A 25,263-nucleotide genomic window follows, 5' to 3' on the forward strand; every position below is an offset into this window, starting at 1 on the left:
TGTGGAGTCAGTACACAAGCCGCGCGTCCCCCGGGTGCAGTCACCGAAACCATGAAGGAGTTGGCTGGGGACCTCCCTCGTCTTGTAGATTCGTATGAAAGGCAGGATGCGACGACCTGCCCGATTTCCAACGGCAACATCGAGACAGATCGGCGGCGACATCATGCGGCTGCGCGCACTGCTGGAAACCGAGGCGCTGGGGCTGCGGCTGCTGGGCGGCGAGGATGAACTCGACCGGACGGTCCGCGGGGTCATGACGACCGACCTGCGGGACCCCAGCCGATACCTGTCCGGGGGCGAGCTCGTGCTCACCGGCCTGGCCTGGCGAAGAAATTCGGCCGATTCCGAGCCGTTCGTACGAATCCTGGCGGGCGCGGGCGTGGCGGGCCTCGCCGCGGGCGAGGCCGAGCTGGGGGACATCCCGGACGACCTGGTATCGGCCTGTCTGCGCAACCGCCTGCCCCTGTTCGCCGTGAACGAGGACGTTGCATTCGCCACCATCACCGAGTACGTGGTGCGCCAGGTCTCGGGAGAGCGCGCCGGGGACCTCGCGGCCGTCGTGGACCGCCACCGCCGCCTGATGACGTCGGGACCCACCGGCGGCGGACCCGACGTGGTGCTGGATCTGCTCACCACCGACCTCGATCTCCGGGCCTGGGTGCTGTCCCCCACGGGCCGGCAGATCGCCGGAGCGGGCGAGCCGCTGGCCCCGGGCGTCTGTGCGGCGCTGGCGAGCGAGCACCTCGCGGCGGTCCGGACGGGCCGCAGGGGCCCGCACCGGATCTCCATCCAGGGTATTACGTACTCGCTCTTCCCGATCAGGGGACACGGGCGCGGCGCGGCCGGTCCTGCCGCCCGCGACGTGCGCGAGAGCGTCCTGTCGGACTGGCTGCTGGCCGTCGAGGCCGACGCCGGCGACTGGCCCGCCGAGCGCCTCGACCTGCTGCAGGGCGTCACCCAGCTGATCGCGGTGGAGCGGGACCGGCGCGACGCGGCCCGTACGGTGCGCCGCCGCCTCGCCCAGGAGGTGCTGGAGCTGGTCCAGACGGGCGCCGCGCCCGCCGAGATCGCCGCCCGTCTGCGGGTCGCGGCCCCGGTGCTGCTGCCCGGACTGGGCGGAGCGCCGCACTGGCAGGTCGTCGTGGCCCGGGTGGACTGGGACGGCGGTGACATCGCCGGCGGTCCGGTGGCCCAGTCGCTGCTGGAGGAGATCCTCGTCGACCCGTCGCTGTCGGGGCCCGAGCCCTCGGACCGGATCGCCGTGGCCCACGCGGGCGACGAGGCCATCGCCCTGGTGCCGCTGCCCGCGCTGTCCGGGGAGGCCGGGGAGGACAAGGGCCCCGACGCGGCCCTGCACGCCGACGAGCTCCTGAGCGTCGTACGGCACCCCCTGCAGGCCGGCCTGGCCGACGACGGGCGGCTCACGCTGGGCGTCAGCGCGGCCGTGCACTCCGCCGAGGGGCTGCGCGGGGCGCTGGAGGAGGCCCGGCACGCCCGCCGGGTCGCCGCGGCGCGCCCTGGCCGGGTCTGCGCGGCGGGCCACCACGAGCTGGCCTCGCACGTCCTGCTGCTGCCGTTCGTGCCCGACGACGTTCGGCGCGCCTTCACGGCGCGGCTGCTGGACCCGCTGCGGGACTACGACCGGCGCCACCGGGCGGAGCTCATCCCGACGCTGGAGGCCTTCCTGGACTGCGACGGTTCGTGGACCCGCTGCGCGACGCGGCTGCACCTCCACGTCAACACGCTGCGGTACCGGGTCGGGCGAATCGAGCAGTTGACGGGGCGGGACCTGTCCCGGCTGGAGGACAAGCTCGACTTCTTCCTCGCACTGCGCATGAGCTGAGGAGATCCGCTCCCGAACCGCGCGGCCCGGGCCGGGGGCGGCTGATGATCCGTCCGGACTTTGTGAAAGAGTTCACCCGACCCCTTGGCCGGAGCCGCCGATCCGTGCTCTCATTTCGCCCCAGGGCTCAACGATGTGCTGCTTGGTTGCTTTGGGGAGGGCAATGTGGCGGATACCGCCATGTCCGGTGCCGGATCTACCGGGGGAGACGACCCCCTCCAGCGGGCGATATGGCGGCTGCGCTCGCGCGGCTGTTGGACCGACGCGGCGGCCCTGCTGACGCCGCATCTGAACCACGCCGGAGCGGCCGTGCAGCGCACGGCGCTGCTGGTCGAGCGCTGCCTGTTCACCGGGCAGGGCTGGGCCGAGGCCGAGGACGCGCTGCGGGTCGCCGAGGCCGTCGCGCAGGACGACGACGACCGGGGCGCGGCCGCCTGCGAGCGGGGCCACCTGGCCTACGCCGCCACCGTGCTCGGCGTACGCGACCGGGCCGACGAGGCCCGCTCGGCGCTGGGCCGGGCCGCGGCCCTGCTCTCCCCCGGATCCCGGACCCGGCCGCTGCTGGACTTCCGGCGCGGGCTGGTGGCCGAGCACATCGCGGACGCCCCGCAGTCGGCCCGTCCCGCCTACCACCGGGCCCACGCGGGCGCGGAGGCCCACGGGGACACGCTGCTGCTCTCGTTCACCTGGCGGCACCTGGCCGCGCTGGCGCTGCGGGACGGCGAAGTGGCCGAGGCCCGCAGGGGCTTCACCGAGTCGCTGCGGATCCGGGAGGAGCTGGGCTTCCTCATCGGTACGGCCCCGGCGCTGGCCGCCCTGGCCGAGGCCGAGCCGGAGCCCGAGGCGGCCCGGCTGCGCGCGGAGGCCCGCCGGCTCTTCCACCTGCTGGGGGGCATCCCGACCTGGCTGGCGGACCAGCTCCACCCGGACCCGGCTCCCGCGTAGCCCGGGTCCGCGCCGGCACGGGGGCCCGGGCGGCCAGGGGCCCGGGCGGCCAGGGGCCCGGGCGTGCGGGCCCCGGTCAGCCGGCGGAGCCTGCGAAGTGCTCCCGTACGAGTGACTCCACCACAGGGAGGTCACCGGCGATCAGGGCCTCCAGCAGCGCCGTGTGCTCGGCCGCGTCGGCGACCAGCGCGGCGCGGCGCACCCGCGGGGCCCCCGGCAGCGGCCACTGGGCGCGGCGGTGGAGTTCCCCAGCCACCTGGACCAGCTGGTCGTTGCCGGCAAGCGCGAGCACCTCGCGGTGGAAGGCGCGGTCTGCCTCCGCGTAGCCGGGCAGGTCGCCGACCGCGGCGGCGGCGGCCGTGGCGGCGGCCGCGGGCCGCAGCGCCTCCCAGCCGGCCGCGGGCACCTCACGGGCCAGCCGGAGCATCACGGGGACCTCCAGCAGGGCCCGTACCTCGGCCAGCTCGGCCAGCTCGCGCCGGGTGCGCGACAGGACGCGGAAGCCTCGGTTCGGCAGGCATTCCACCGCCCCCTCCAGGGCCAGCTGCTGCATCGCCTCGCGCACGGGGGTCGCCGACACGCCGAAACGTTCACCCAGGGCCGGGCCCGAGTAGATCTCCCCAGGCACCAGTTCGCCGTCGACCAGCGCCGCGCGGAGGGCGTCGAGGACCTGGCCGCGCACCGAATGACGCAACACCTTCTGCGGTGTCTTCTGCGCCGGAATCGACGGCCGCGCAGCTTCCGCGTCACCCCTGGCCTGCGCCGCTCCGTGCACTCGGTCCTCCTCACAGGTCTCGACCTGTTCTGAGAATAGGGGACGGCGCGCGAGGCGTGAGGGTACGCTCCCCTCCCGATCGGGTAAGGTAAGGCTAACCTTTTAACGATCGCTTGAATCGGTGGTCCCCCATGACCGTCACGGTCCTCGGCGCCTCGTCGCGCGTCACACCCGCCACGGACGGCTCTCCGGTGGCGGATGCGTACGCACGCCTGGCCGAGGTCTACGGCGGACTCCGGGTCGTCGAGCCGGCCGCGCACGAACCCGTCCCTCGCGGTGTGGGATGGGTCGGCGCGGACGAGCTCGCGGCCGGGGGGCCTGCGCTCGACGCCTTCCTCGCCTGGGACAACGCCCAGGTGCTGAAGGACTATGGGCACCAGGCGCGCCCCGACGTGGTGGCGAGCTTCGGCCTGCACCGGTACGCGTGGCCCGCGTGCCTGCTGATCACCCTGCCGTGGTTCCTCCACCGGCGGGTGCCGGACCTCCCCGTGTTCGGGGTCACCTTCCACCGGACGCTCGGCCGGATGGCCGTGCGCGTCGACGGTTTCGCCTGCCTGCCGGGCGATCCGGCGGCCGCTCTCCCCGGGGCCCGGGTCGTGCCCGACGAGGAGGCGCTGCGCGACGAGGTGCGGGCCGCGGTGGCCCGGCACCTCGGACCGGTGCTGGAAGGTTTCGGCCCGCGCATGCGGCGCGGCCGCCGCGCCCTGTGGGGCATGGTCACGGACGAGGTCGTCGAGAGCCTCTGGTACGTCGGCACGCTGCTCGGCGAGGAGCAGCGGGCCATGGCCGAGCTGGAGGCACTGCTGCCGGGCTCGACCGCCCCGTACACCGGCGGCGCGGGCTTCCGCACGCTCACGGGCGCCGACGGCACGGAGCTGCCCACCCGGGACCGGGCCAGCTGCTGCTTCTTCTACACGATCCGCCCCGACGACACCTGCGTGACCTGCCCCCGCACCTGCGACGCGGACCGCGTCGCCCGGCTCACGGCCTAGCCTCCGGCGGCCGCGGCGGGCCGGGCATCGGCCGCCAGGCCTCCCGGCGCCGAACCCACCCGCGGCGGTGACCGCAATTCGAACTCAACTCATCCCGTACGAGCGCCAGTTCGAAAGACAACACCCTATCCGGCGAGCCCCGCCCCCCGATGGCGTCCACTTGCCCCGAAACCCGCGTGTACGGCGGACCGGCTGCGCCACTATGGCGCCCGGAAAGCCGCACGACCGCAGACGCGAGGCAAGGGACATCCGCATGAGACTGACCGACATATCGCTGGACTGGCTGCTGCCCGGCAGCCTGCTGATCCTGGGCGTGCTTGCGGCAGTTGCGGTACTGGCCCGGGGGAAGCGCGAGAGCGAGAAGGCCGCGGCCGAGGACAGCTGGGAGCGCAGCGAGGAGCGGCGCCGCCGCAAGGAGGCCGTCTACGGGACCGCCTCGTACGTCCTGCTCTTCTGCTGCGCGGCGGTGGCCGCCGCGCTCTCCTTCCACGGGCTGGTCGGCTTCGGCCGGCAGAACCTCAACCTCACCGGGGGCTGGGAGTACCTGGTCCCCTTCGGGCTCGACGGCGCCGCCATGTTCTGTTCGGTGCTCGCCGTCCGCGAGGCCAGCCACGGCGACGCGGCCCTGGGCTCGCGCATGCTGGTCTGGCTGTTCGCGGGAGCGGCCGCGTGGTTCAACTGGGTGCACGCGCCCAGGGGTCTGGGCCACGACGGGGCTCCGCAGTTCTTCGCCGGGATGTCGCTCTCGGCGGCGGTCCTCTTCGACCGGGCCCTGAAGCAGACCCGCCGGGCGGCGCTGCGCGAGCAGGGTCTGATCCCCCGGCCGCTGCCGCAGATCCGGATGGTCCGGTGGCTGCGGGCGCCCCGGGAGACCTTCGGCGCGTGGTCCCTGATGCTGCTGGAGGGGGTTCGCACCCTCGACGAAGCCGTGGACGAAGTGCGCGAGGACAAGAAGGAGAAGGAGAACGACCGGCACCGCCGGCGCGAGCAGCACCGCCTGGACCGCGCCCACATCAAGGCACTGGGCCGGCAGAACAGGGCGTTCGGGCGGGCCCGTGCCCGCGAGGGCGACATGCCGGGGCTGGCCCCCGGATCGGGCTCCGCGCCGGTCGGCGCGGAGCCGGCCATAGCGGAACCGGGACAGCTGACCCCGCCGCCCCGGCTACCGCTGGGAGGGAGTACCGGAAGGCCCTCCCTGCAGGCCGTGTCGGGATCCGAGCCGCTTGAGGTGACCGGGCCCCGGACAGTGGACCTCACCGCCGAGGACGACACCCAGACCATTCCCCGGCTCGACTCCCTGGAGCGCAAACTGAAGGATCTGGAGCAGCAGTTCGGCTGACGGGGCACCGTCGGCACCGCGCGGGGCCCGCTCGTTCAGGCGGGCCCCGCGCCGTACGCCGCCTCGTACCCGGGGGTTCGGGTCGCGTGCAGCTCGAACCACACCACCTTGCCGCCGCCCGCGGCCGACCCGTCCACGCCCCAGGCGTCGGCGAGCTCTTGCACCAGCGCCAGGCCCCGTCCGTGCGTACCGTGGTCGGCGGGCGGTACGTGCGGGCGGGGGCGGCGGGCGGCGTAGTCGCGGACCTCCACCCGCAGGCGGGAGCCGCCGAGGCTGGCGGAGACCTCTGCGCCCTGGTCGGTGTGGACGAGGGCGTTGGTGACCAGTTCGGTGATCAGCAACTCCGCCACGTCGGCGGCGTCGGTCCGGCACCGGTGGCGCATCAACTCCCGTAACGCCCGGCGGACTTCGCCCACCGCCTTGAGATCCGCCCGGCGCACGCTCCGCGTGATCCGCAGCGTGTCCACCGCTCCCCCGTCCTCGGCGCCGGTCGATGGTTCTCGCGGTACGGGCCGCCCCCTCTTCCACAGCTTTCCGGTCTTCGCCCCCACCCGCACGGCGATGTACCTCCCGCGTCCATGACTCTCGAACAGGCCTACGGGATGCATGCCCCTCGGGCCGACCCGCACTCCTGCGGTCTTACGGGCGCGGCACGTTGCGCAGGTTGGATCGAGCCATCTGGATCATCCGGCCCACCCCGCCGTCCAGCACGATCTTGCTGGCGGAAAGTGCGAAACCGGTCACCATGTCGGCACTGATCTTGGGCGGGATCGACAGGGCGTTGGGGTCGGTCACCACGTCCACCAGAGCAGGTCCCTTGTGCCGGAACGCGTCCTTCAAAGCCCCGCTGAGCTGCTTGGGCTTCTCCACGCGGACCCCGTAGGCGCCCGCCGCGCGGGCGATCGCGGCGAAGTCGGGGTTCGTGTTCGTGGTCCCGTAGGAGGGCAGGCCGGAAACCAACATCTCCAACTCCACCATCCCGAGAGACGAGTTGTTGAACAGGACCACTTTGACGGGCAGGTCGTACTGCACCAGGGTGAGGAAATCTCCCATCAGCATCGAGAACCCGCCGTCGCCCGACATCGACACCACTTGACGGTTCCGGTCGGTGAACTGTGCGCCGATCGCCTGCGGGAGCGCGTTGGCCATGGAGCCGTGGCTGAAGGAGCCGATGATACGCCGCTTGCCGTTCGGGGAAAGATAGCGCGCGGCCCACACGTTGCACATGCCTGTATCCACGGTGAACACCGCGTCGTCGGCCGCCAGTTCGTCGAGGACGGCCGCCACGTACTCGGGGTGGATCGGGAGGTGCTTCTCCACCTTGCGCGTGTACGCCTTGACCACGCCCTCCAGCGCGTCCGCGTGCTTCTTCAGCATCCTGTCCAGGAAGCGGCGGTCCGTCTTGGCCCGCACCCGGGTGTTGAGGGCGCGCAGGGTCTCCCGTACGTCGCCCCACACGGCCAGGTCCAACTTGCAGCGTCGGCCCAGGTGTTCCGGCCGGATGTCCACCTGGACGATCTTCACGTCGTCCGGGAGGAACGCGCTGTACGGGAAGTCCGTGCCGAGCAGGATCAGCAGGTCGCACTCGTGGGTGGCCTCGTAGGCCGCGCCGTAGCCGAGCAGGCCGCTCATGCCGACGTCGTACGGGTTGTCGTACTGGATCCACTCCTTGCCGCGCAGGGCGTGCCCGATGGGGGCTTTGACCCGGCCTGCGAACTCCATCACCTCGGCGTGCGCCCCGGCGGTGCCGCTGCCGCAGAAGAGCGTGACGCGCTCCGCCTCGTCGACGAGGCGGACGAGCTTCTCGATCTCGCCGTCTCCGGGCCGGACCGTGGGTCGGGCGGTGACGAGCGCCTGCTCGACGGCCTTCTCCGGCGCGGGCGCGCCCGCGATGTCCCCGGGCAGCGAGACGACCCCGACGCCGCTGCGCCCGATGGCGTGCTGGATGGCGCTCTGGAGCACCCGGGGCATCTGGCGGGGGTTGGAGATCAGCTCGCTGTAGTGGCTGCACTCGGAGAACAGCCGGTCGGGGTGGGTCTCCTGGAAGTAGCCGAGGCCGATCTCCGAGGAGGGGATCTGCGAGGCGAGCGCGAGGACCGGGGCCATCGAGCGGTGCGCGTCGTAGAGGCCGTTGATCAGGTGCAGGTTGCCCGGGCCGCACGAACCCGCGCAGGCGGCGAGACGGCCGGTGATCTGGGCCTCCGCGCCGGCGGCGAAGGCGGCCGTCTCCTCGTGCCGGACCTGGATCCAGTCGATGTCATCCGTCCGGCGGATTGCGTCGACCACCGGGTTGAGGCTGTCGCCGACGACTCCGTACATCCGTCGGACGCCCGCGCGTACGAGGATGTCGACGAACTGCTCCGCGACGTTCTGCTTGGCCATGGGGAGGCGCCCTCTCCGGTGTCCGGTCCGTTCCCGTCCGGTTCTCCGTTGCGTGTGCCTCCCATCCAGCCACGCATGCGCCGGTTACGCCTCCCAGACGGCGGCGGCCGTGCGGTCGTCGGCGTACCCCTTGAGGCGCAGCTGGGCGTCCGCGAGGAAGGCGGCGAGGCCCGGCGGCTCCTGTCCCGACCAGCGGGCGGCGAGCTCCGCCGACAGGACGGCCTCCTCGCGCATCGGCTCCGCGAGCCCGCCCGAGCAGAGCAGCAGGGTGTCCCCGGGGCGGGCCACCGAGGCACGGAAGCGGAAGTCGCCGTCCCGCTCCTCAGACGCGGTCGGGGCGTCGGGCTCCAGGTCCTGCCAGCGGCCCGCCCGGAGCCGGAACAGCCCGCCGGCTCCGGAGCCGAAGCAGACCCGGGTGCGGCACTTCGGGTCCACCGGGAGCAGCAGCCCGCGCAGCCCCGCGGTGTACGCCTCCTCGGCGAGGCCCCGCCCGGCGGCGTGTGCCCGCAGCCGCCCGTAGCCCCGGTCGGTGAGCCGCTGGAGCCCGGAGCGCAATGCCTCGCGGTGCCCCCCGCGGATGTCGTCGGCCAGCCGCTCCTGGCTGCGTCCGACGGCCGCCGCGACGGTCCGGCACAGTTCGGCGGCGGCCTCGGCGGCCCCGGGGGCGGCCCGGTCGCCGCCCGCGAGGACCACGAGGACCAGGGCGTCGTCGCCGGTGCCGAAGCGGGCGGTGAGCAGGTGGTCCCGGCGGGGCTCGCCCCGGTAGCGGGCGGAGTCGCCGCGCAGGGAGGCGGCGCGCAGGGTGTACGTGCCGTACCGGGCCCCGTCCATGACGGTGTCGGGGGTCAGCCCGGCGAGGGCCGCCGGGTCGGCGGCGGGCAGCGCGCCCGGCTCGGCGGCGTAGGTCGGGGCGCGGTCGCCCAGGTGGCGCACCTCCGGGCGGACGGTGGCGGGTTCCGCCGGTCCCCCGTCCGGCGCCCCGCTCCGCCGGGCGGGCGGCCCGGGCTCCGGCGCGGGTACGGGTGCGGCGGCCGGTACGGGTACGGGTGGCACCTCTACTCCCCCGAGCGCGTAGCCGGTGGCGCCGCCCGCCCGGGGGTCCCGGGGCGGGGGCAGCACTCCGGGCGCGGCGGCCGGCGGTGCGGGGGGCGGCGGGGGCGGGGGTGGAAGCGGCGGCCCGTCCGGCGCGGGCGGCACGGAGGCCGAGCCCTGCCGGGGCCCGGGCAGGAACGCCTCCCCGGGCCGGACCGGCGGCGGCCCCGGCTCAGCGGGCGGTGAAGCGGGCGGTGGCCCAGCGGCGTGGGACGGTGCTGCGCCGGGCGGTGCCGGGGTGACGTCCGGGGGTACCGCGGCGGCCGGGGTCTCCGGGCGGCGGGCCTCCGGCGGAGGCGGCGGTCCGGGCGGCCCGAAGACGCCGGAGGCCGGGAGCCGGGGCATCGGCGGTGGCGGCGGTGGCCCCGCGGAGGCCGGCCGGGCCGGCGGCGGGCCGGGCTCCGCGGACAGCTCCCCGGGCGGGAGCGGCGGAACCGGCGGAACGGTGCCGGCCTCCGCCCGCCCCGACGGACGCGGCGCCGGCGAGAGCAACGGCGGAGGCGGCGGGGACGGGGACGGGGACGGGGACGGGGACGGGGACGGCGGAGATTCCCCCCGGACCCCCGGCGGCACCACAGCCCCACCCGAAGGGACCGCACCCCCACCCGAGGGAACCGCCCCCCCGGCCGGCGGGAATGCCGCTCCAGCCGCCGGCGGTACCGCCCCGGCCGCGGGCACCACAGCCCCGCCCGCCTTGGGTGCCGCCTCCACCGGAGGCATCGCCGAACCGGCCGCCGGAGGTGCCGCCCCCACCGGAGGAGGCACCGCCGAACCGGCCGCCGGAGGTGCCGACCCCGCCGGCGGCACCACAGCCCCGACCGCCGGAGGCGGCGCCGCCCCGCTCGTCGGGGGTGCCGTGGCGTCCGGGGGCACCTGCGGGGGGACCGTCGGGGGCGTCGTCAGGACCGCCGCCGAGCGGAAGCGGTGGTCGAGCGTGTCCCCAGGATCGGGGTCCGCTCCCGCGTCCGGGTCGTCGTAGAGCTTCTGCCACCAGTCGTCCGCGCCCTGCTGACTCATGGCCCTATTGTCGGCCTCCCGCGGGGGTGGAGAACACGGAACGCGCGAAAAGGGTCCACCGGACCGCCGTCCGGTGGACCCCTCCCGCTCTACCCGTACGGATCAGCGGACGTCGTACGCCCGCGTCACCGTCTGGGTCACCGACACGCCGTGCGCGTCGGTCAGTTCGACCTTCAGCGACACCGGCTTGCCGGAAGCTCCCGCGTGGTCGACGACGGCGGTCCACCGGCCGCCGCGCTCAGCCGCCTTCGCCGCGGTCCAGTTCTCGCCGTCGTAGGAGTACGACAGCTTCGCGGACTTCAGCGCGCCGGGCGCGTAACCCGCGTGCCCCGTCGCGCTCAGCCCGACGCTCTGGCCGTTCGCCGCCGGGACCGTCTTGTTCCCGTCGAGCGGGGCGGCGTACCGGGGGAAGAGGAGCGGCAGGCCCTGCGAGTACGCCGACGCGTCCCGCTTCGAGGTGAAGCCCCACGTCGTCCGGACCGCGGTCGACCGCTGCCAGGTACGGGTGGGCGGGCCGATCTTCTCGATGCCCTGGGTCAGTTCGTACCGCGCTTCCTCGGCCGGGACCTCGAAGACTCCGAAGGGGTACCAGCTGTCGCCGATGACCTCGCCGTTGCGCTTGAGCTGGAGGCCGCCGATGTCGCCGAAGGAGCCCGGCTGCGCGAAGTGGGAGCTGTCGCCCCACATCGCCGGGGCGAAGCCGATCAGGTCGCCCTGCCGTTCGGCGGCCGGCGCCTCCTTGCCGGTGCGGTCGCGGGGCGCGACCGGGGCGGTCACGCCGTCGTACCAACTGGCCGTGGTCTTTTGGCCCTTGGCGTAGCCGCGCTGCTCGCCGGTCATGAACTCGCCCCGTCCACGGTCGTGACCAGGACGATCGCTCCCTTGGCGGCGACCGCGGCGAGCTCCTCGGGGGTGCCGGAACCGGCGTTGACGAGGGGCGCGTTGCCGTGGCCGTCGAGGTTGTCGCTGCCGGTGGACGCGGTGATCGGGTGCAGGACCGGGCCGCCGGCCACCTTCAGCTCGGAGAGCACGGGCGCGCCGGCCCGCCAGTAGCTGCCGAACTCGAACGCGCCGTCCTTGGCGCGTCCTTCGACGGAGGCGTAGTAGCCGCGGATGGTCCGGCCGCCCATGGCGGTGCCGGCGTGCAGCCAGGTGTCGTCCCAGCTGCGGGCGAAGCCGAGGGTGGTGTTGCGGGCCTCCAGGGGCTTGTCGCCCGCGATGTCCAGCCGGCCGGCCTTGCGGGCGTCCAGGACGACGGTCGTGTCCTTCTTCAACTCGACCTGGGGGCGTCCGAGGTAGGTGAGGGAGTCGGTCAGCTCGGCGCCCTCGCCCGCGTCGGGGGTGCCGACGAAGGCGGAGAGGAAGTACGCGCCGGGGCGCACCCGGTAGACCTGGTCCGCGGCGCCCTCGTTGAAGCGGCGCTCACCGCTCGCGTCGTCGGTGCCGATGACGTCCAGCGAGGACGGTCCGGCGGCCGGCTTGCCCGAGCGGTCGATCAGCTTGACGCGCAGGGTCACCGTCTCCGGCTCGACGTAGAGCGAGAAGGGGGTGGAGACGCGGACGCCGTTCGCGGTGGCGACGAGGCGGCCGGTGACGTCCCCGTACTGGGACCGATCCAGCTTCGCGGCCGGGTCGAGGGCGAGCGGCACGGTGACGGTGGCGCCGGCCGGGACGGTCACCGTGCGCCGCTCCGGGCGGGCGACCTGGCTGCGGACGGCGGAGCCGTCGTTGCCGGTGACCTTCTCGACGGCGAGGTCCAGGGTGACGGGCCGGGCGGTGGTGTTGGTGTACGGCACCTGGACGCTCGTCCGGTCGCTGCGGTCCTGGGGCCAGTTGTACGAGCCGCCCTGCACCGCGGGGGCGCTGACGACGGCGGTGCCGATCGCCGCCTGCACGTCGAGGCGGCCGCCGCCGGTCTGCCGCACGTCCCCGGGGACCCGGGTGTTCGCGGAGCCGACGAGGGCGGCCTTGACCTGCTGGGCGGTCCAGTCCGGGTGGCGCTGCTTGACGATGGCGGCGGCGCCAGCGACGTGTGGGGTGGCCATCGAGGTGCCGGACATGGACTGGTAGGCGTACACCCCGCGTCCGCCGGCGGCGGCGGCCGAGATCCCGACGCCGGGGGCGGTGAAGTTCTTCGACGCTCCGACGCGGCCCTTGAGGTCGGGGTGCTCCAGGTCGGTGCCGGTGTCGAGGACGGCGACCCTGGTGCCCTTGCCGTCGTACCCGGCGGCCCAGGCGGCGGGCGCGTTGACCTGACGGGTGGAGCGCTCCAGGCTCGCCTGGACCTTGCCGTCGAGCCACAGCTTCTTCAGCGGACCGGAGGCGGCGCGGGCGCGGGCGTCCGTACCGGTGACATCGGCCCAGAAGGCGGCGGCCTGCTGCTTGTCGGCGGAGAGCGCGACGGCGCCGATGGAGTCGAGGACCAGGGAGCGGTCGGCGCCGCGGGGTGCGGGCGGGGCGCTGCGCGCCACGTTCACGGAGGCGTCGTAGACGGCGATCAGCGGGAGCTTCTTGCTGTGCGCGTCGTCGTAGCCCTGCCGGACGAGGCCGGTGACGTTGAACAGCTCGTGGTCGACCTTGCCCGAGGCGAGCGGGGCGACGGCGTCCTCGGGGTAGACGTAGAGGTCCTTGCCGGACTGGCGGGTCTGTACGAGCGGCTGCGAGCCGTCCTCGCGCGGCATCGCGGTGGCGGCGGTGCGGCCGGCGGCGTCGGTGGAGACCAGGATCCGGTCGCCGGTGACCAGGGTCACGGTGACGGGGGCCGCGGGCTGCTTCCCGGCCGCTTCGCTTCCGGTGACGGGTCTTCTGCCCGGCGCTCCGTCGCTCGGTTGTGCCGTGGACGGGCCCACGGCGGTGACGGCCAGGACGGCCGCCGTGGCCGCTCCCAGTGCCGTGCGCGATATCGGGCGCATCGCTCTCCCCAGGTGAATTCCGGCCAACTACTGCATTGCACGGCAAAGCTGCCGCGTAAATGGCTTCTGGCCAGCGGATGTTGGTGCTGCGGTGGCATGACCTTGGCAGAGAGGCGGAGGGTGCGGCGATGATGTCCGCGGCGGGTTTGCGCCGTGGCCGCTTCCCGCCAGGCGCCGCGTGGAGAGGTGGGGTGGACGGGTTGCTGGGTGCGATAGGCCTGGACGAGGGCCAGGAGTCGGCGTACCGCGTGTTGGTGGCGCTGGGGGCGGCGGAGGTGCCCGACCTCGCGCACCGGCTGACCCTGCCGGTGCCGCAGACCGAGCGGGCGCTGCGGCACCTGGAGCGGCACGGGCTGGCGGCCCAGTCCTCGGCCCGGCCGGGGCGCTGGGTGGCGGCGCCGCCGGGGGTCGCCCTGGGGGCCCTGCTGACGCAGCAGCGGCACGAGCTGGAGCAGGCGGAGCTGGCGGCGGTGCTGCTGGCGGAGGAGTACCGGGCGGAGGCCGCCGAGCCGGCCGTGCACGACCTGGTGGAGGTGGTGCAGGGCGCGAGCGCGGTGGCGCACCGCTTCCACCAGCTCCAGCTGGGCGCGGTGGAGGAGGTGTGCGCGCTGGTCACCGGCCGCCCGCAGGTGGTGACGGGCACCGACAACGTGGCGGAGGACCGGGCGGCCGTGCGCGGGGTCGACTACCGGGTGGTGATCGAGCGGGAGGTGCTGACCCTGCCGAGCGGGATCCGGGAGGCGTCGACGGCGCTGGCGCGGGGCGAGCGGGTCCGGGTGACGGGGCAGGTCCCGACGAAGCTGGTGATCGCGGACCGCACCCTCGCCATGGTGCCGCTGACGGCGCGCGGCGCGGAACCGGCGGCGCTGGTGGTGCACGCGTCGGGGCTGCTGGAGTCCCTGACGGGCCTGTTCGAGGCGGTGTGGAGGGAGTCCCTGCCGCTGCGGCTGGGGGCGGCGGGCTCGGCGGAGGAGTCCGGCGGCAGCCCCGACACCACCGACCTGGAGATCCTGTCGCTGCTGCTGGCTGGCATGACGGACGCGAGCGTGGCGAAGCAGCTGGAGCTGGGCCTGCGCACGGTGCAGCGGCGGGTCAAGGGCCTGATGGAGGTCGCGGGGGTGACGACCCGGCTGCAGCTGGGCTGGCACGCGTACGAGCGGGGCTGGGTGGCCCGATAGGTCCCGGTCGGTCAGGCTGGACAGATGGATCTGCCGCAGCTGCTCCTGGTGGGGCTGGTGCTGCTGCTCGGGGTGGTGGGGGTGCTGGTCCCCGGAGTGCCGGGTACGTGGCTGGTGTGGGCGGGGCTGATGTGGTGGGCGATCCGCGAACGGTCCGACCTGGCGTGGATCCTGCTGGTCGCGGCGACGGTTCTGATGCTGGTGGTTCAGGTGGTGAAGTGGCTGCTCCCCCCGCGGCGACCGCGGGGCGCGGCGGTCTCTCCCCGGACCGCGGTCTACGCGGGTGCGGGGGCGGTTCTGGGTTTCGTACTGGTCCCGGTGGTGGGGGCGGTTCCGGGCTTCGTCGGCGGCATCTACCTGTGCGAGCGGCTCCGGCTCGGAACGCACGGGGAGGCGTGGGCCTCGGTGCGGTCGGTGATGCGGGCCGTGGGGACGAGCGTGCTGGTCGAGCTGTTCGCGTGCCTGGCGGTGGTGGGGGCCTGGGTGGGGGCGGTGGTGGCCGGGGCGTAGGTGGTCCGGCGGGGCCCGGGGTGCGCGGGGCCTGCGCCGGGCGCCCCCGCCGCGCTGAAGCCCTCGAAACCAGTCATCTCCGCCGGCCTCGCAGCCCCCGCCCCACCCCGCCCCGGAGTCGGCGTACCTCCGCTCTGGCGCCACGGGCGCTGCTGCGAAGGCATCGCAGCTGGTCACGGCGTGTAGGACGGTGATGGCCGCAATCGGATCCCTGTGCCACCGTGGGCCGGATGGAGGGTCACGGGCACACGCACGGACACGACGCACTGGGCCCCGGGCACGGCCCCGGGCACGGCCCCGGGCACGGCCACGGCCACGGCCACACGGGACATGATCACGACGGGCCCGGTCACGCCCCGCACGCCGTTCACGGGCTCGCGCACGCGCCACAGGGCGGTCCCGGGGGCGGCACGCCCCGGTGGCGGCACCGGGCGGCCCACCTCCTCCGGCCGCACGGCCACGAGGCCGCCGACAAGGTCGACGCCGCGATGGAGACCTCCCGCGAGGGCATGCGGACGTTGTGGATCTCCCTGGTCGTGCTCGGTCTGACCACCGTCGTCCAGGCGGCGATCGTCCTGTTGTCCGGGTCGGTGGCGCTCCTCGGCGACACGGTCCACAACGCCGCCGACGCGCTGACCGCCGTCCCGCTGGGCATCGCGTTCGTCCTCGGCCGTCGGGCGGCGACCCGCCGCTACACCTACGGGTACGGCCGCGCCGAGGACCTGGCGGGCATCGTCATCGTGGCGACCATCGCGGCGTCCGCGGCCCTGGCCGCCTGGACGGCCGTGGACCGGTTGCTCAACCCCCGGGACGTCACCCACCTGTGGGCGGTCGCGGGCGCGGCGCTCGCCGGCTTCGCCGGCAACGAGTGGGTCGCCCGGCTCCGCATCCGCACGGGCCGCAGGATCGGCTCGGCCGCGCTGGTCGCCGACGGCCTGCACGCCCGTACGGACGGCTTCACCTCCCTGGCCGTCCTGCTGGGGGCCGGTGGCGCGGCCCTGGGCTGGCGGGCCGCCGACCCGGTGGCCGGGCTGCTGATCACCCTGGCCATCCTGCTGGTCCTGGGGGACGCCGCCCGCGAGGTCTGCCGGCGGCTGATGGACTCGGTCGATCCGGCCCTCGTCGACGCGGCGGAGGCCGCGCTGCGCTCGGTGGACGGCGTACTGGACGTGGGGCGGGTGCGGATGCGGTGGATCGGCCACGCGCTGCGGGCCGAAGCGGACATCGTGGTCGACCCCCGACTGACGGTGGTACGGGCGCACGCGCTGGCGGTGGCCGCCGAGCACGCCCTGATCCACGCGGTACCCCGGCTGACCGCGGCGACGGTCCACACCGACCACGCCCCCACCTCCGACGGCGACCCCCACACGCCCCTGGCCCACCACACCGCCCGCCCGGCGCCGGCCTGAGCCACGGGCCGGACCCGTAGGCCCGCCGGTCAGGCCCGGGGTCCGGACGTCGGCGGCGGGCTCAGGGGCGCAGGGCGGTGTCGAGGTCGCGGATGAACTCCCCTACGCGCCCGCCGCCGGGAGGTGCGGCGGGCAGGCGGCCGAGGACCGCGCCGACGGCGGCGGGGGCGTGCCGGCCCGCCCACTCCAGGGTCCCCTCGGCGCCGGACCCGCCGTCCCCGGCCGCCAGTTCTTCCGCCCGCGCCGCGTGGGCCGCGGCGCCGAGGATGTGTTTCACCTGATGGGCGCTGGCCTTGGGGTGCAGGTACGCGGCGGCGGCCGCGTGGCTCGCCGCTCGCGCCGCGTCGGCCGCGGCGGGCGAAGCGGCCTCCTGTGCGGCTTTGTACGCCGCCCAGGCGCTCTGCCGCAGCGCGGCCGTGCGCCGGCCGCTCCCGGCGAAGGCGCGTGCCGCGTCGATGGCGTCGCGGGGGCGCGTGTCGGCGGGGAGGTCCGCCTCGAAGATCGACAGCGCCCTGCACGCGCAGTCGGCCGCGTAGCCCGTGATCTCACGGAGTTCGTCGTTGCTCAGCTCGATCTCTTCTGTCCTGGTCGCCACCGTCCCATCGTGCCGCGGGCCCCCGCGCCCTCCGCACCGCCGGCCGCCCCGGTCAGCCCTCGAAAAGGAATGCGTGTCCCCGTCGGCGGGCGGGAAGCGCGGTCACCGGGCTCATCGCGCACTCCGCCGGTCCCCGGGCGGGGAGGTCCCTGGCACCTCCGTCGCCGCAGGCCGCTTCCACGTCGCCCCCGGCACCGCCGTCGGCCCGATCCGCCCGGAGCCTGACGGCGCTCAGGCGCCGAAGGCGGACCGACCGCGGTCCGTACGCAGGCACCGACCCGGCCGGGGGCTCCACGGGCGGGTTCCGCCGCGGAGGCCCGGCGGCACGGACCGGTGGTGGGGCCCGGCGGGGTTACGCGCGGCCGGTGCGCTTGGCGGCGTAGTTGGCGCGGCCCTCCGCCGACTTCAGGCGCCAGTCCCGGCGGATCTCCGACCGCAGGCGCGCGTCCGTCTTCGCGACGATCCGCTGGTTCTCCCGCAACAGCTTGCGGTAGCTCTCCAGACGGCGATCCGCCAGCTCCCCGGAGGCCAGGGCGGCCAGCACCGCGCACCCCGGTTCCGCCTCGTGCGCGCAGTCGTGGAAGCGGCAGTGCGCCGCGTACTCCTCGATCTCCGCGAAGACCTGGCCGACGCCGGCCTCGGCGTCCCAGAGTCCCACCCCCCGCAGTCCGGGGGTGTCGATGAGGACGCCGCCGCCGGGGAGGACGAGCAGGTTGCGCGTCGTCGTCGTGTGGCGGCCCTTGCCGTCGACGTCGCGCGCCTCCTGCACCTCCATCACGTCGGCGCCGAGCAGGGTGTTGGCCAGGGTGGACTTGCCGGCGCCGGAGATGCCGAGCAGGACGCTCGTACCGCCCGCGACGACGGCCGACAGGACGTCCGTGCCCTCCCCCGTGTGGGAGGAGACGGTGAGCACCTGGACCCCGGGCGCGGTGTTCTCCACGTCCTGGACCAGGTGGGCGAGCGTCGCCGGGTCGGGGACCAGGTCCGCCTTGGTGAGGACGACCAGCGGCAGCGCGCCCGACTCCCACGCCAGCGCCAGGAAGCGCTCGATGCGCCCGAGGTCGAGTTCGACGGCGAGGGAGACGGCGATGATCGCGTGGTCGACGTTGGCGGCGAGGATCTGGCCCTCGGAGCGCTGCGAGGACGTGGACCGTACGAAGGCGGTCCGGCGGGGCAGGTACGCCTTCACGTACCGCGGGTTGCCGTGCGTCTCGACGGCGGCCCAGTCACCGGTGCAGACGACCCGGAGCGGATCGTGCGGCGTGACGAAGGCGGTGTCGGCGCGGACCGCGCCGTCCGCGGTCATGACGTCGCACTGGCCCCGGTCGACCCGTACGACGCGGCCGGGCACGAGGCCCTGCTCGGCGTACGGGGTGAACTCGGCCTCCCACGCCGCGTCCCAGCCGTAGGGGGCGAGGGCGTGCGGGAGCGGGGTGGACTGCGGGAAGGAAGAGGAGAAAGACAAGGGGAACCCTTCACAGGGTGGCCCCGGCGGCACGCGCTCGGCGCGTGCAGGTGTGTGAGGTCAGCCGGAGACCACGGAAGTGACATTGATGGTCTTAGTGCGGGCAGCGCCCTGCGCGACGACAGTCATCAACGAACTCACCTCCGGGTCATGCACGTGCTGAGTGCTCCGCACCGGTCGGCGGGAACGGCTTCACCGTAACAAGATCCCGCGCGCGGGGGCCACTTCTTTTTCCGCCGCTCCGCGGCGGGGCCCGCGTGCCCGGGCAGGCGGCTTTCCGGTGCCGAAGGGCGACAGCTCTCGCGGCGCGCCGCGGTGTCCGTTTCCTTCAAGACGGGGGCCGAGGGCGGTGCCTAGGCTGCCGTCATGACTCCTCGACTCGACATGATCGGCATGGTCGTCTCCGACATGGCCGCCTCGCTCGCCTTCTACCGCCGTCTCGGCCTCGACGTCCCGGCGGGCGCCGAGGAACAGGCGCACGTGGAGGCCGTGCTCCCCGGCGGGCTGCGGATCGGGTGGGACACGGAGGACGTCGTCCGCTCCTTCGACCCGTCCTGGGTCCGGCCCACCGGCGACGGCCGCCGCGACCTGGCCTTCCTGTGCGACTCCCCCGCCGAGGTGGACGCGCTGTACGCCGAGCTGACCGCGGCGGGGTACCCCGGGCACCTGAAGCCGTGGGACGCCTTCTGGGGCCAGCGCTACGCGGTGGTCCTCGACCCGGACGGCTGCGGTGTCTCGCTGTTCGCCGCCTCGGAGCCCGGGCCGGACGCCCCGGCCACGCCGGCGGCCGCGGTGTAGGCGGTCAGCGTCGTCCCCGCCAGCGCGCGGACCTCGCGGGCCAGGTGCGCCTGGTCGGCGTACCCGGCGGCGTGCGCGACCTCGGCGTAGCCCGTGCCGGACCGGGCGAGGGCCAGGGCCCGGCGCAGCCGCAGGACCCGGCCCAGCGTGCGGGGGCCGTACCCGAAGGCGTCGAGCGAGCGCCGGTGCAACTGCCGCTCCCCGAGGCCGACCGCCGCGGCGACCGCGGCCACCGCCTCCCCCGCCCGGATCCGGGCCGCGACCTCGGCGGCGAGCGGGTCGGGCGGTCCGGCCCCGGCGGCGCGCCGCGCGGCCAGCGCCTCCAGCCCGGCGCGCGGGTCCCCGTACGACCAGACGAGCCCGGTGAGGCGGCGCACCTCGCGGGCCGGCCAGAGCTCGGCGAGCTCCACGCGCCGGTCCCGCAGGACGTGCGCGGGGACGCCGAGCAGGGCGGGGGCGGTGCCGGGCGCGAACCGGATCCCGGCGAAGGCGCCGCCCGGGACCTCCCCGGCCGGGTGCGGCCGGGTGTCGGTGCCGGCGACCAGCAGCCGCCCGTCCGCCCACAGCAGGTCCATGCAGCCGTCGGGCAGCACCATGCCCCCGGGGCCGCCGCCGGGGGCCCCGGCCCGCCACAGCACGGCTCCTGGGACGGCCGCCGAGCGTGCCTCCTCGTACATGTGACCAGGCTAGGGGGTGGCCGGCGGGGCCCGCCGGTCAGTGCTTGCGGATCCGCGAGGTGTAGTCCTCCGGCGGGAGGAACTTCGACCACCGCTCGGGGAACTCCGACGGCATCCCGGCGTCCTCGTCGTCCTCCGACTCGCCCTCCGCCATCGCCCGCCAGGCGGCGGCCCGCGCGATCAGCTGCGCCGCCTCCGCCTCGCGGACGCGTTCGTTCGCCTCGCGGGCCGCGGCCGTGGCCACGGACGGCCAGACGCGGTCGATGGCGGCGTTGACGGCGGCGCCGACGAGCACCGCGAAGGCCGAGATGCCGATCCACAGCAGGATGGCGACCGGCGCGGCCAGCGATCCGTAGATCGTCGGTCCCTCCACGGTGTTGGTGAGGTAGATCCGCAGCAGGAACGAGCCCAGCACCCACATGGCGAGGGCCACCAGCGCGCCCGGCACGTCCTCGATCCACGGCGAGCGCACCGGGACGGACACGTGGTAGAGCGTGGTCAGGAAGGCGATGGACAGCAGGGTGACCGTCGGCCAGTAGAGCACCGCGATCACCTCGGTGCTCCACGGCAGCAGCCGGACCACCGCGTCGGGCCCGACGGCCATCAGCGGCAGCACGATCGCGCCGATCAGCAGGGCGATGATGTACAGCAGGAAGGCCAGCAGCCGGGTCTTGACGATCCCGCGGTGGCCGTCGAGCCCGTACATCACGGTGATGGTGTCGATGAAGACGTTGACGGCGCGGGAGCCCGACCACAGCGCGAAGGCGAAGCCGAGCGAGATCAGGTCGGGCCGGCCCCGGCTGGTGACGTCGTCCAGCATGGGCCTGGCGATGTCGTTGACGCCGCGGTCGGAGAGCACCGTGCCGACGGCCCGCAGGATGTTCTCCTCGATGCTCTGGACGGACTCGGTGTCCGTCCAGCCGTCCACGTAGCCGAGGAGGCCGAGCAGGCCGAGGAAAAGCGGGGGCAGCGAGAGCAGGGTGAAGAAGGCCGCCTCGGCCGCGAGTCCGAGGATGCGGTACTCGATGCACGAGTTGACGGTGTCCTTCAGCAGCAACCAGGCCATCTTCCGCTTGGAGACGTTGCGGTAGAGGGCGCGGGCCCGGTGGAGCCGTCCTGGGATCCGCTCGGGTGTTTCTTTTGCTGGCTGCACGTCCTTACGGTATCCGCATGGCAGCCACCACCCACACAGTCAGCAACCAGGCCCCGCCCCTGGTGGGCCACGACGTCTACGGGGGCGATCGCGCCCTCACGGAGGGAGTGGAACGGCACCTCGCCTCCGCGGACCCCGAACTCCTGGGGGACGTAAGGGAGGAGCTCACGACGCTCGGGCGCGCCGCGGGCTCCGCGCAGGCCCAGGAGTGGGGTGAACAGGCGAACGCGCATCCGCCGGAACTGCGCACGCACGACCGGTACGGGAACCGGATCGACGAGGTGGACTTCCACCCGGCCTGGCACCGGCTGCTCGGGCACGCCGTGACCTCCGGGCTCACCGACGCCTGGGGGCGCCCCGCGGGGCACCTGCGCCGCGCGGCCGGATTCTTCGTGTGGTCCCAGGCCGAGGCCGGGCACGGCTGCCCGGTGTCGATGACGCACGCCGCCGTGCCGGCGCTGCGGGCCGATCCGGAGCTGGCCGCCGAATGGGAGCCGCGGCTGACCTCGCACGTGTACGAACGGGGCCTGCGGCCGGCCGGGGAGAAGGCCGGCGTGCTGTTCGGCATGGGGATGACGGAGAAGCAGGGGGGCAGCGACGTACGGGCGAACACGACGTCGGCGGCGGCGCTGGACGCCTCCGGGGAGTACCTCCTCACCGGGCACAAGTGGTTCTGCTCGGCGCCGATGTGCGACGGGTTCCTGGTACTGGCGCAGGCGCCGGGAGGGCTGACCTGCTTCCTGGTGCCGCGGGTGCTGCCGGACGGCACGCGCAACGTCTTCGCGATCCAGCGGCTGAAGGAGAAGCTGGGGAACCGGTCGAACGCGTCGAGCGAGGTCGAGTTCGACGGGACCTGGGCGCGGCGGGTGGGCGAGGAGGGCCGGGGGGTTCGGACGATCATCGAGATGGTCGCGGCGACCCGGCTGGACTGCGTCATCGGCTCGGCGTCGCTGATGCGGCAGGCGCTGACGCAGGCCGTGCACCACGCGGAGCACCGCTCTGCTTTCGGAGCGGTGCTCGTCGACCAGCCGCTGATGCGCAACGTGCTCGCGGACCTCGCCCTGGAGTCGGAGGCGGCCACCACCCTCACCCTGCGCCTCGCCGCGGCGTACGACGCGGGCACGGACCGGGAGAAGGCGTTCCTGCGCCTCGCGGTTCCCGTGGCCAAGTACTGGGTGACCAAGCGCTGTACGCCGATGGTGGCGGAGGCCCTGGAGTGTCTGGGCGGCAACGGCTACGTCGAGGAGTCCGGCATGCCGAGACTGCTGCGGGAGTCTCCGCTGAACTCCATCTGGGAGGGCTCGGGCAACGTGCAGGCGCTGGACGTACTGCGCGCCCTCCAGCGGGAGCCGCACGCGCTGAACGCGTTCCTCACCGAGGTCGGCCTGGCCCGGGGCGCCGACCACCGGCTCGATTCGGCCATCAAGGGGCTGCTCACCGAGCTCGCCGACCTGGACGGCATCGAGGCGCGGGCCCGCCGCGTGGTGGAGCGCATGGCGCTGGTGCTCCAGGGTTCGCTGCTGGTGCGGTGGGCCCCGCCGGAGGTGGCCGACGCGTTCTGCGCCTCGCGGCTCGGCGGTGACTGGGGCGCGGCCTTCGGCACACTGCCGCACAGCCTGGACCTCGGCTCCGTCGTGGAACGGGCGCGGATCGCGCACTAGCCGTCTCGCAGGAGACGCGCACTAGCTGTCTCGCAGGAGACGGGAGGGGGAGGGCGGGGACCCCCCAAGGTCCCCGCACCGCTCCGAGCACGGGATCCGGGCCCGTCGGACGAGACCAGGGGCGGCGCCGCGCCGACTCGGCACCGCCCCTGACCCGAGAAGCCCCGAGGAGGAGCTGTCACGCCGCTCGGCGGCGTGCGGACAGTTTCGGCCGGGCGACCGGGACTTGGCGAGAGTTGCATGACGTTGCACCCTGTGAGTCGGCAGCCGCCCGCCGGGGCCGGGGGGCGCGGCCTCCGCGGACCGCCCGGGCGGCTCCGTCGTACCTCCTGTTCGCACGGGGAGGTTCCGGTGGCCGACACCGCAGGCAGCACGGTCGATGTGGCGCGCATCTCGGCCATGGACGCGCGGCAGGCCGCGCGCCTGCTCAAGGGGGTGCGGGCGGCGGTGCTCACCGGCGACCGGCTGCCGGCGGCGCCCCGGCCGGAGATCGCCGAGTCCTGGCGCCGGATGCTGGCCGGCGGGGTGCACCCGGACCGGGACGCGCGCTCGCGGATGCTGTCGGCCGCCGAGACCGAGGAGCGGCGCCGGGCCTCGCGGCTGCGGGAGGTCCTGCCCGTGCTGCGGGAGGGGCTGCTGCCCGCGCTGGACGGGGCCCTGCACATCATGGTCGTCGCCGACGCGGACGGCCGGCTGCTGTGGCGGGAGGGCCACCCCTCGATCCTGCGCAAGGCGGACCGGCTGGGTTTCTCGGTCGGGGCCGACTGGGACGAGGCCGTGGTCGGCACGAACGGGGTGGGCACGGCCCTGGTGGCCCGGCGCCCCGTCCAGGTGTTCTCGGCCGAGCACTTCGTCTCCAGCCACCACGAGTGGACCTGCGCGGGCGCGCCCGTACGGGATCCCCGTGACGGGCGGCTGCTGGGCGTGGTCGACGTCAGCGGGCCGCTGGCCACCATGCACCCGGCGACGCTGGCGTGGGTGAGCTCGGTGGCCCGGCTCGCGGAGCGGGAGCTGCGCCTGCGCCACCTGGAGTCCCTGGAGCGGCTGCGCGCGGTGGCCGCGCCGCTGCTGGCCCGGCTGCCGGGGCGGGCGCTGGCCGTGGACCCCGACGGCTGGACGGCGGCGGTGACGGGCCTGGCCCCGTCGGACCGCGCGCCGCTGCCGAAGGCGTTCGGGCCGGGCCGGGTGTGGGTGCCGCAGCTCGGCGAGTGCGCGGTGGAGCCGCTGCCGGGCGGCTGGCTGCTGCGGATCGCGGATTGCCCGGTGCCCGCGGCGGCGACCCGGGTCGTCCTCGACCTCAGCCGGCCGGGGGCCTGGTCGGCGACGGTGTGCGGGGCGGCGGGGAGCTGGTCGCAGGAGCTGAGCCCGCGCCACGCGGAGCTGCTGTTCCTGCTGGCGCAGTGCCCGCGGGGCCGGACGGCGGCGGAGCTGGCGGGAGAGCTGTTCGGGGACCCGACGCGCACGGTGACGGTCCGCGCGGAGCTGTCGCGGGTGCGCCGCCGCCTCGCGGGCGTCCTCACCCACCGGCCGTACCGCTTCGCCGAGGATGTGGAAGTGGAGGTGGTCCGCCCCGACGACCCGGCGGCGCTGCTGGCCCACTCCACCGCCCCGGCGGTGATCCGGGCCCGCTTGGTCCGTACCGGGCCCGGCGTGATTCCCTGACCTGCATGAGCACCGTCACCCTCACCACCTGGTCCCTGGAAATGACCTCGCCCGGGGACCTGGTCCCCGCGGCTGCCCCGGGGCCGGAGGTCACCGTCGTCCGGTCCGAAGTCCCCTCCCCCGAGTTCAGCCGCTTCCTCTACGCCTCGGTGGGCGGCGACATCCACTGGACGGACCGGCTGGCCCTGACCCGCGCGCAGTGGGTGGAGCAGCTGGCCCGGCCGGGAGTGGAGACGTGGGTGGCGTACGACCGCGGCACGCCGGCGGGCTACGTCGAGCTCGACCCGCAGGACGACGGCGTGGTGGAGATCATGTACTTCGGGCTGCTCCCGGAGTTCCGCGGCCGCCGCATCGGCGGGCACCTGCTGTCGCTGGGCGTCGCGCGGGCCTGGGACCTGGCGTCCCGCTGGCCGGACCGGGAGGCGACGCGGCGCGTGTGGGTCCACACGTGCAGCCAGGACGGCCCCACGGCGATGGCCAACTACCAGCGGCGCGGCTTCAAGCTGTTCGCGACGGAAACGGAACTGAAGGAGGAGTCCGAGACCCCCGGGCCGTGGCCCGGCGCGTAGCCTCCGCGCGGGTGGCTCCCGGTCGCCCGCCCGGCGCCCCGCGGATTCGTTTCCGGGCTCCGGGGCGCGCCCGTGAGGGGCTCGGTGGAAACCGGAAGGGGCGCGGGGAGTGACCCCGATCACGCCATCCCGCGATACGAGACGACTTCGTCCATATCGTGGACAGTAGTGGACTCGTCCAATCGCCACATGACACGCTTCCGTCATGAATGGAGCTGGAATTGCCTTGGTGAGTCGGCGGCACGTCGACCTCGGCCGCATGTCCAGCGCCATCTGTCCGGCGCGCTGA

The 25,263-nt window shown here is 74.7% G+C and carries 21 protein-coding genes and 1 pseudogene; 12 read left to right on the forward strand and 10 right to left on the reverse strand.

What is annotated here, in order from left to right; all coding sequences use genetic code 11:
• The first annotated feature begins 163 nt into the window (after nt 1-163).
• Nucleotides 164-1,843 (forward strand): PucR family transcriptional regulator, encoded by a 1,680-nt coding sequence (locus ACFWTC_RS09885; RefSeq protein WP_383918973.1) that lies wholly within the window; start codon nt 164-166, stop codon nt 1,841-1,843.
• Between the two features lie 165 nt (nt 1,844-2,008).
• Nucleotides 2,009-2,788, forward strand: a complete 780-nt coding sequence (locus ACFWTC_RS09890; RefSeq protein ID WP_383918976.1) for a hypothetical protein — start codon at nt 2,009-2,011, stop codon at nt 2,786-2,788.
• Between the two features lie 76 nt (nt 2,789-2,864).
• Here ACFWTC_RS09890 and ACFWTC_RS09895 read toward each other — a convergent pair whose 3' ends face one another.
• Nucleotides 2,865-3,563, reverse strand: a complete 699-nt coding sequence (locus tag ACFWTC_RS09895; protein ID WP_383918979.1) for a GntR family transcriptional regulator — start codon at nt 3,561-3,563, stop codon at nt 2,865-2,867.
• 131 nt (nt 3,564-3,694) lie between these two features.
• On the opposite strand from ACFWTC_RS09895, the gene ACFWTC_RS09900 reads away from it, so the two are divergent.
• On the forward strand, nt 3,695-4,555 hold the full coding sequence (locus ACFWTC_RS09900) for a (2Fe-2S)-binding protein (protein ID WP_383918982.1): 861 nt from the start codon (nt 3,695-3,697) through the stop codon (nt 4,553-4,555).
• 253 nt (nt 4,556-4,808) lie between these two features.
• Nucleotides 4,809-5,894, forward strand: a complete 1,086-nt coding sequence (locus ACFWTC_RS09905) for a DUF2637 domain-containing protein (RefSeq protein WP_383918985.1) — start codon at nt 4,809-4,811, stop codon at nt 5,892-5,894.
• 35 nt (nt 5,895-5,929) lie between these two features.
• On the opposite strand, the gene ACFWTC_RS09910 is transcribed toward ACFWTC_RS09905, so the two are convergent.
• From ACFWTC_RS09910 to ACFWTC_RS09930, 5 genes and pseudogenes are all read right to left on the reverse strand, one after another.
• Nucleotides 5,930-6,334, reverse strand: coding sequence for an ATP-binding protein (locus ACFWTC_RS09910; RefSeq protein WP_383919101.1), 405 nt, complete (start codon nt 6,332-6,334; stop codon nt 5,930-5,932).
• A 199-nt stretch (nt 6,335-6,533) separates the two neighbouring features.
• Nucleotides 6,534-8,276, reverse strand: a complete 1,743-nt coding sequence (locus tag ACFWTC_RS09915; protein WP_384026617.1) for a pyruvate dehydrogenase — start codon at nt 8,274-8,276, stop codon at nt 6,534-6,536.
• Between the two features lie 84 nt (nt 8,277-8,360).
• The gene (locus ACFWTC_RS09920; protein ID WP_384026619.1) at nt 8,361-9,329 is read right to left on the reverse strand and encodes a protein phosphatase 2C domain-containing protein; all 969 of its coding nucleotides are present in this window, start codon (nt 9,327-9,329) and stop codon (nt 8,361-8,363) included.
• A gap of 1,158 nt (nt 9,330-10,487) precedes the next feature.
• Nucleotides 10,488-11,225, reverse strand: a complete 738-nt coding sequence (locus tag ACFWTC_RS09925; RefSeq protein WP_384026622.1) for a hypothetical protein — start codon at nt 11,223-11,225, stop codon at nt 10,488-10,490.
• Nucleotides 11,226-11,794: 569 nt separating this feature from the next.
• A pseudogene (locus tag ACFWTC_RS09930) lies at nt 11,795-13,006 on the reverse strand (S8 family serine peptidase); the annotation flags it as partial.
• 491 nt (nt 13,007-13,497) lie between these two features.
• Between ACFWTC_RS09930 and ACFWTC_RS09935 the strand changes: the two are divergent.
• The 3 genes from ACFWTC_RS09935 to ACFWTC_RS09945 all read left to right on the forward strand — a co-directional run bounded on the left by ACFWTC_RS09935 (nt 13,498) and on the right by ACFWTC_RS09945 (nt 16,394).
• Nucleotides 13,498-14,475 carry a helix-turn-helix domain-containing protein gene (locus ACFWTC_RS09935; RefSeq protein ID WP_384026673.1) on the forward strand — a complete coding sequence of 326 codons (978 nt, stop codon included), beginning with the start codon at nt 13,498-13,500 and terminating at the stop codon, nt 14,473-14,475.
• A 24-nt stretch (nt 14,476-14,499) separates the two neighbouring features.
• On the forward strand, nt 14,500-14,985 hold the full coding sequence (locus tag ACFWTC_RS09940) for a DUF456 domain-containing protein (protein WP_383918999.1): 486 nt from the start codon (nt 14,500-14,502) through the stop codon (nt 14,983-14,985).
• Between the two features lie 230 nt (nt 14,986-15,215).
• Nucleotides 15,216-16,394, forward strand: a complete 1,179-nt coding sequence (locus ACFWTC_RS09945; protein WP_384026628.1) for a cation diffusion facilitator family transporter — start codon at nt 15,216-15,218, stop codon at nt 16,392-16,394.
• Nucleotides 16,395-16,455: 61 nt separating this feature from the next.
• Here the strand turns inward: ACFWTC_RS09945 and ACFWTC_RS09950 are convergent, their stop codons facing one another.
• Nucleotides 16,456-16,989 (reverse strand): putative immunity protein, encoded by a 534-nt coding sequence (locus ACFWTC_RS09950; protein ID WP_384026631.1) that lies wholly within the window; start codon nt 16,987-16,989, stop codon nt 16,456-16,458.
• A gap of 352 nt (nt 16,990-17,341) precedes the next feature.
• Nucleotides 17,342-18,454, reverse strand: coding sequence for a ribosome small subunit-dependent GTPase A (gene rsgA / locus ACFWTC_RS09955; RefSeq protein WP_383919007.1), 1,113 nt, complete (start codon nt 18,452-18,454; stop codon nt 17,342-17,344).
• Between the two features lie 366 nt (nt 18,455-18,820).
• On the opposite strand from rsgA, the gene ACFWTC_RS09960 reads away from it, so the two are divergent.
• Nucleotides 18,821-19,252 (forward strand): VOC family protein, encoded by a 432-nt coding sequence (locus ACFWTC_RS09960; RefSeq protein WP_384026634.1) that lies wholly within the window; start codon nt 18,821-18,823, stop codon nt 19,250-19,252.
• Here ACFWTC_RS09960 and ACFWTC_RS09965 read toward each other — a convergent pair.
• The gene (locus ACFWTC_RS09965) at nt 19,153-19,929 is read right to left on the reverse strand and encodes a helix-turn-helix domain-containing protein (RefSeq protein WP_384026637.1); all 777 of its coding nucleotides are present in this window, start codon (nt 19,927-19,929) and stop codon (nt 19,153-19,155) included. The genes ACFWTC_RS09960 and ACFWTC_RS09965 overlap by 100 nt on opposite strands.
• A gap of 37 nt (nt 19,930-19,966) precedes the next feature.
• On the reverse strand, nt 19,967-21,082 hold the full coding sequence (locus tag ACFWTC_RS09970; protein ID WP_383919016.1) for a YihY/virulence factor BrkB family protein: 1,116 nt from the start codon (nt 21,080-21,082) through the stop codon (nt 19,967-19,969).
• A 17-nt stretch (nt 21,083-21,099) separates the two neighbouring features.
• Here ACFWTC_RS09970 and ACFWTC_RS09975 point away from each other — a divergent pair, with 17 nt between their 5' ends.
• From ACFWTC_RS09975 to ACFWTC_RS09990, 4 genes are all read left to right on the forward strand, one after another.
• The gene (locus ACFWTC_RS09975; RefSeq protein WP_383919019.1) at nt 21,100-22,743 is read left to right on the forward strand and encodes an acyl-CoA dehydrogenase family protein; all 1,644 of its coding nucleotides are present in this window, start codon (nt 21,100-21,102) and stop codon (nt 22,741-22,743) included.
• A 399-nt stretch (nt 22,744-23,142) separates the two neighbouring features.
• Nucleotides 23,143-24,405: a GAF domain-containing protein gene (locus ACFWTC_RS09980; protein ID WP_384026676.1), complete on the forward strand. Its 1,263-nt coding sequence runs from the start codon at nt 23,143-23,145 to the stop codon at nt 24,403-24,405.
• A gap of 5 nt (nt 24,406-24,410) precedes the next feature.
• Nucleotides 24,411-24,974: a GNAT family N-acetyltransferase gene (locus ACFWTC_RS09985; protein WP_383919022.1), complete on the forward strand. Its 564-nt coding sequence runs from the start codon at nt 24,411-24,413 to the stop codon at nt 24,972-24,974.
• 205 nt (nt 24,975-25,179) lie between these two features.
• The gene (locus ACFWTC_RS09990) at nt 25,180-25,263 is read left to right on the forward strand and encodes a putative leader peptide (RefSeq protein ID WP_312847410.1); all 84 of its coding nucleotides are present in this window, start codon (nt 25,180-25,182) and stop codon (nt 25,261-25,263) included.

Origin of the sequence: Streptomyces sp. NPDC058619, from assembly GCF_042717785.1 — a bacterium.
Lineage (GTDB): Bacteria > Actinomycetota > Actinomycetes > Streptomycetales > Streptomycetaceae > Streptomyces.

Excerpts from the sequence above, each read along its gene's own strand:
- ACFWTC_RS09885 (WP_383918973.1), top strand. The coding sequence starts at position 164 with ATGCGGCTGCGCGCACTGCTGGAAACCGAGGCGCTGGGGCTGCGGCTG.
- ACFWTC_RS09900 (WP_383918982.1), top strand. The coding sequence starts at position 3,695 with ATGACCGTCACGGTCCTCGGCGCCTCGTCGCGCGTCACACCCGCCACG.
- ACFWTC_RS09905 (WP_383918985.1), top strand. The coding sequence starts at position 4,809 with ATGAGACTGACCGACATATCGCTGGACTGGCTGCTGCCCGGCAGCCTG.
- ACFWTC_RS09915 (WP_384026617.1), bottom strand. The coding sequence starts at position 8,276 with ATGGCCAAGCAGAACGTCGCGGAGCAGTTCGTCGACATCCTCGTACGC.
- ACFWTC_RS09925 (WP_384026622.1), bottom strand. The coding sequence starts at position 11,225 with ATGACCGGCGAGCAGCGCGGCTACGCCAAGGGCCAAAAGACCACGGCC.
- ACFWTC_RS09940 (WP_383918999.1), top strand. The coding sequence starts at position 14,500 with ATGGATCTGCCGCAGCTGCTCCTGGTGGGGCTGGTGCTGCTGCTCGGG.
- ACFWTC_RS09945 (WP_384026628.1), top strand. The coding sequence starts at position 15,216 with ATGGAGGGTCACGGGCACACGCACGGACACGACGCACTGGGCCCCGGG.
- ACFWTC_RS09960 (WP_384026634.1), top strand. The coding sequence starts at position 18,821 with ATGACTCCTCGACTCGACATGATCGGCATGGTCGTCTCCGACATGGCC.
- ACFWTC_RS09965 (WP_384026637.1), bottom strand. The coding sequence starts at position 19,929 with ATGTACGAGGAGGCACGCTCGGCGGCCGTCCCAGGAGCCGTGCTGTGG.
- ACFWTC_RS09975 (WP_383919019.1), top strand. The coding sequence starts at position 21,100 with ATGGCAGCCACCACCCACACAGTCAGCAACCAGGCCCCGCCCCTGGTG.
- ACFWTC_RS09980 (WP_384026676.1), top strand. The coding sequence starts at position 23,143 with ATGGACGCGCGGCAGGCCGCGCGCCTGCTCAAGGGGGTGCGGGCGGCG.
- ACFWTC_RS09985 (WP_383919022.1), top strand. The coding sequence starts at position 24,411 with ATGAGCACCGTCACCCTCACCACCTGGTCCCTGGAAATGACCTCGCCC.
- ACFWTC_RS09990 (WP_312847410.1), top strand. The coding sequence starts at position 25,180 with ATGAATGGAGCTGGAATTGCCTTGGTGAGTCGGCGGCACGTCGACCTC.